A 5,204-nucleotide genomic window follows, 5' to 3' on the forward strand; every position below is an offset into this window, starting at 1 on the left:
TTCTTGGGCGTGAACACGAGGTTGGGCTCGTGGTCGAACACGTCGGGGTTGAGCACGACGTTCGCGACGATCCACGCGGCGAAGACGGGGAACGCCGCCCCGACGACGCCGACGAGGTCCGCGCGGGCGGCGACCGGCGCCCCGTCCCGCGTCAGCGCGAACCGGTCCCTGCGCAGCACGAGCACGCCGCCCGCAGCACCGGCCGCCGCAGCACCGAGCACGACGGTCACCGCGGTCGGCACCCCGACGACGTGCGCCGCCAGGGCGGCGAGCACGGCCGACAGGACGACGGGAAGCGCGCGGGTCATGGCAGCTCTCGGGTCGGGTGCGGACAGGGTTCGGACGATCGTCGGCACCCCCCGTCCGGGTGGCGGTCCGCCACGCCGCGATCGCGCGAACTCCTCCTCCCGCCGCGGGCCCGGCCCGCCCGGACCTCGACACGCCCCCAGAGGAGGGGTCGCGGGCGCGAGCCCGCTCGTACGCTGACCGGCGCTGCACGAGGAGGACATCCCTCCGCCGAAGGGAGCCCGCCGCGTGGTGTTCGAGAAGGTCCGGCCGAGCGGCCCCTCGGCCGACGCGCCCCCGCCCGCGGCGGTCCCCCAGCGCCGCCGGCGCCTGACGGCCCCGATCGCCGCCGCCGTCGCGGCCGTCTGCCTGGCGCTGCTCGTCGTCGCCCTGGTCAGGATGACGTCGCCGGGCAGCCCCTTCGTCCTCTCGCCCGGACTCACCGCGCAGTACCGGCCCATCGCCGTCGGCGCGCTGATGCTGGCGGCGGCCGCCGTGCTGGTGCTGCTCGGCTGGGTGCGATGGCCGGGCACAGGCGCCGGCCGCGTCTCCGCCCGGATGCGCAGCGTCGCGTGGTGGGTGTTCGTCGCCGGGTGCTTCGCGGCGCAGCTCGCGCTCGCCCACGCGGTGCTGCGGTACACGTCCTGGGACGCGATGCAGGTGTTCCAGGCGGCCTACCACCAGGCCGTCGCACCGCAGCCGGCGTGGTTCAGCGCGAACGACGAGGCCGTCTACTTCTCCCTGTACCCCAACAACTACTTCCTGGTCGCGGCGTTCGCGGGCCTCTTCGGGGTGCTGAAGGCGCTCGGGCTGCAGGGCCCCGAGCAGTTCCTCTGGGTCACCGTCGTCGTGAACGGCATCGCGCTCACCGCCTCGCTCGTCCTCGTCCGCGTGGTGCTGCGCCGGCTCGCTCCCGGCTTCGCGACCGCCGCCGGCGTCGCGCTGGGGCTGGTGCTGGTGCTGGTGTCGCCGTGGCTGAACGTCATGTACTCCGACACGCTCGCGATGGTCTTCCCGATCGGCATGCTCGCGCTGTGGGTCGTCTGGCCCGCTCGGCGGTCGACCCGGTCGCGGCTGCTGCTGTTCGCCCTGCTCGGCGTCCTCGCCGCAGCGGGCGTGGCGATCAAGCCGCCCGTCGTGTTCATGGCCGGCGCGCTGCTGCTCGCCACCGCCCTGACCGGCACCGCACGCCGGCTCGACCTGCGCGCGGCGCTGCCAGCCGCCGCGGCCCTCGCGCTCGGGTTCGGCATCGCCCACCTCGGCATCGACGCCGTCGGGCAGGCCGCGTTCCCGGCCTTCGGCGCGGGCGGCGCGATGCCGTTCACGCACTTCATGGCGATGGGATCGACCGGCGACGGCGGGTTCAACGCGCAGGACTTCAACCGCACATGGGCGACGCCGCCCGCCGACCGCGCGGCCGCCTCCCTGGGGCTGTGGGAGGAGCGCGTGCTCGCGATGGGACCGATCGGGTACCCGGTCTTCCTGGCGCAGAAGATGCTCTTCGCCTTCAGCGACGGCAGCTTCTTCCAGGACCGCGAGGGCGTCGGCACCTACGACGTGTCGTACTTCTCGAACGACCCCTTCAGCCTCGCGGTGCAGAGCGTCTTCCCGCTCGGATCGCCGTGGCACTGGCTGCTCGCCTCGGTCTGGCAGGCGGCCTGGTGGTGCACCGTGCTGCTGTGCCTCGTGCCGCTGCGCCGGCTCCGGCTGCCGCGCGGCGGAGCCGTGCTGGCCGCGCGCGTCGCGCTGGTGCTGCTGGTCGCGTTCCTCTGCATCTCGGAGTCCCGCTCGCGGTACCTGTACCACTACCTCCCGGTCGCGCTCGTGCTGGCCGGGCTGGGCGCGGCGGCGATCCGGGCGGAGGTGGGCGCGCTGCGGGAGCGCCTGCGGCCCCGCGCGGCGGTGTCCGCGGACGCTCGGAGCAGCTGAGCAGGGCTCCTCGACCACCCGGTCGTCCCGATCACGGTCGAGGAGCCGCCAGCGCCTCGGATCAACAGGAGGGCTCGGGGATCTCGAGTTCGCTGCGCTCGCACCTCGACCGCGGAGCAGGAGCCCTTCGACGGCGATCAGGAGGGCCGTGAAGTGGCCTCGACGCATCCCCGTCGTCGTCGTCGAGGCGTGGCAGACCTCCGCGTCGAAGCGATGCGGGTCACACGCGGGCGGCCGCCCGGCTGCGGAGACGGACCGGGAACGCCTTCGCCTCCGTCAGCACGAAGTGCGCCTCCACACCGAGTCGCAGACCGTGCAGCATCACCGGGTGCCGCACGAGGTTCTTCTGCGCGTATCGGTACATCGCGTCGTGGAACGCGCGGTTCGACCGGTGAGAGCGCGGGCGGCCGCTCGAGACGCCCTTCACGTGGACCGACGGCGCGACCTCGACGATCAGCACGCGACGGCCGCTCGCGGCCGCATCGGCGCACAGCTGAAGGTCCTCGCCGTACATCCAGTAGTCCCGGTCGAAGACGCCCTCGTCAAGCGTGCGGAAGTCCGCCGCCACGAGCATCAGCGCGCCGGTCGTGGCTTGCAGCACGTTGACCGGGCGCCCGGCACGTGTCGACAGCATCGGCGCCGCGTCCGCCTCCCGGCGGTTGTAGCGCAGCCTCGACGGCGTCAGCCGGCCGAGCACGGAGTAGAGCATGGACGCCCCGAGGGTGGGCAGTCGCCGCCGGCTCGCGGTGTCCGGGCTGCCGTCGATGCCCACGAGCGGCACGGTCACCACGGCCGCATCGGGGAAGGAGTCGAGCACGTCGAGCATCGCGTCGACCGCGCCCTCGGCGAGGGCGACATCAGGATTCAGGCAGAGCACGGGCAGCCCGCGCTGCACGGAGCTGCACGACGCGGCGTAGTACCCGCCGGCGAACCCCGAGTTCTCGTTCTCGATCACCTCGACCGGCACGCTGGCTCCCTGCAGGGCGGCGCGCACGCGATCGAGCGTGTCGTCGGTGCTCGCGTTGTCGACGATGGTGACGCCCGCGATGTCCGCGGCGCAGGCCTCGATGCCGGCGAAGTACGCCTCGATCGTCGACGCGCTGTTGTGCGTCACCGTGACGACGTGGACGCCGGTTCGGACGACGTCCGGAGCGACGGCGCTGTCGAAAGCAGCGGAGACGGATGTCATCGGGCTCCCTGGGACTGGAGGACCGTCTTCACGGTCCAGAGCAGGATCACGAAGTCGTCGAGCAGCGACCAGTTCTCCGCGTAGTAGAGGTCGAGGCGGACGGTGTCCTCCCACGACAGGTCGCTACGACCGCTGACCTGCCAGAGGCCGGTGATGCCCGGCTTGACGAGCAGGCGCCGGCCGGCCGCGTTGTCGTAGAGCGCGACCTCCTCCGCACGCTGCGGGCGGGGGCCGACGATCGACATGTCGCCCTTGATCACGTTGAAGAACTGCGGCAGCTCGTCCAGCGAGTACTTGCGGATGAACTGGCCGAAGCGCGTGATGCGCGGGTCGTTCTCCACCTTGAAGAGCGGGGTGCCCTCGGTGCCCTGCTCCTTCAGCAGCTGCGCGAGCTCCGCGTCGGCGCCGATCCGCATCGAGCGGAACTTGTACACGTCGAACGCCTTGCCGTTCAGACCGATGCGCTGCTGCCGGAAGAAGATCGGGCCGGGCGACGTGATCTTCACGCCGATGGCCGTGACCAGCATCAGCGGGGCCGTCAGGAGCACCGCCAGCCAGGCGAGACCGAAGTCGAGCACCGCCTTCGCGGTCTTCTTGCTGCCCTCGTAGGACGGCGAGTCGACGTACATCAACGGCAGGCCGCCGACCGGGCGGGTGTGGATGCGCGTGCCAGCCACCTCGGTGATCGCCGGGGCGACCATCAGGTCGACGCCGGTCGACTCGAGGCGCCAGCCGATGCGGCGCACGGACTCCGGCGGCAGGTCCTCGGAGCCGGCGAGAGCGACGGCGTGCACGCGCTCGCGGCGGGCGACGGCGGCGACCTCCTCGAAGGTGCCGAGGCGCTCGACCGGCAGGTCCAGGCCCTCCTTCGGCGTCCGCCGCGGCAGGACGGCGCCGACGATCTCGAAGCCGAGGTACTTGCGGCGCGTGAACTCCTCGTGCAGGTGCTCGACGGAGCTCGGCGCGCCGACCAGCAGCACGCGGATCAGGTAGCGGCCGCTGCGGCGCTGCTTGCGCAGCCACTGCCGCCAGCCCCAGCGGGAGGCGATCAGCAGGACGACCCCGATCGGGAAGGCCGTGATGATGTAGCCGCGCGCCGGCAGGAACTGCAGCAGCAGGGCGACGATCGCGACGAGCCCGAAGAGCCGGAAGCTGGAGCTCGCGACGCGGCTGTACTCCGTGAAGCCCGAGCCGATGACGCGGGGGCTGCGCGAGCCGAAGACCTTGAGGAAGACGAGCCAGAGCACGAGCAGCGCGGCGGTCGCGCCCGTGTACGGGACCTGCAGCGGTACGGAAAGGTTTGTCGCGATGCGCTGCGAGGTATCGATCCCGAGCCAGAACGCCTGCGTGCCGAGCAGCGTGATGGCGAGCAGCACCGCATCGGTGACGGCGAGCCGGCGCTGGAACGCCTTCTCCCAGGTCGGATTGGTCCGGCGGATCGGCAGGCCGATCGGCTGCTCGTCGCGGAGGCGACGAACCGCGCGCGGACGCGTGGGCTCGCCCGCAAGTCGTGGTCGCTCCGTGGTCACAGCCACCTTGCCCCCTGTGTCGATCGGTGGATCCGGTCGACATAGGTTCTATTTCCGAACCGGTAACCCGTTCGAGGCACGCCGACCTTCCTCGACATCGCGGATGACCAATGTGTCGCGATGCAGGGTCAACGTGCGCAGCGCGATGGCGACGCGGCAGCCGAGCACGGCGCCCGTCGTGTTCGCCAGGATGTCGCCGACGCTCGACACCCGCCCCGGCAGGAAGAGGCCCTGAGCCAGCTCCACGCAGGTGGAGAGGAGCGCGCCGCCCA

5 protein-coding genes are annotated in these 5,204 nt (G+C 72.1%); 1 reads left to right on the plus strand and 4 read right to left on the minus strand.

The window, feature by feature from the left end:
• A partial coding sequence (locus ACFE60_RS17465; RefSeq protein ID WP_375390130.1) for a hypothetical protein occupies positions 1–308 on the minus strand: 308 nt, incomplete at its 3' end.
• A 226-nt stretch (positions 309–534) separates the two neighbouring features.
• Here ACFE60_RS17465 and ACFE60_RS17470 point away from each other — a divergent pair.
• Positions 535–2,214 (plus strand): hypothetical protein, encoded by a 1,680-nt coding sequence (locus ACFE60_RS17470; protein ID WP_375390131.1) that lies wholly within the window; start codon positions 535–537, stop codon positions 2,212–2,214.
• Between the two features lie 220 nt (positions 2,215–2,434).
• Here the strand turns inward: ACFE60_RS17470 and ACFE60_RS17475 are convergent, their stop codons facing one another.
• The 3 genes from ACFE60_RS17475 to ACFE60_RS17485 all read right to left on the minus strand — a co-directional run.
• The gene (locus ACFE60_RS17475; protein ID WP_375390132.1) at positions 2,435–3,403 is read right to left on the minus strand and encodes a glycosyltransferase; all 969 of its coding nucleotides are present in this window, start codon (positions 3,401–3,403) and stop codon (positions 2,435–2,437) included.
• Complete coding sequence (locus tag ACFE60_RS17480) at positions 3,400–4,938, minus strand: sugar transferase (RefSeq protein ID WP_375390133.1); 1,539 nt, start codon at positions 4,936–4,938, stop codon at positions 3,400–3,402. The genes ACFE60_RS17475 and ACFE60_RS17480 overlap by 4 nt, the downstream gene beginning before the upstream one ends.
• Positions 4,939–4,980: 42 nt before the next feature.
• Positions 4,981–5,204, minus strand: a 224-nt coding sequence (locus ACFE60_RS17485) for a VanZ family protein (protein WP_375390134.1), incomplete at its 5' end; no start/stop codon positions are given.

This window comes from uncultured Amnibacterium sp., from assembly GCF_964245895.1.
Classification (GTDB): domain Bacteria; phylum Actinomycetota; class Actinomycetes; order Actinomycetales; family Microbacteriaceae; genus Amnibacterium.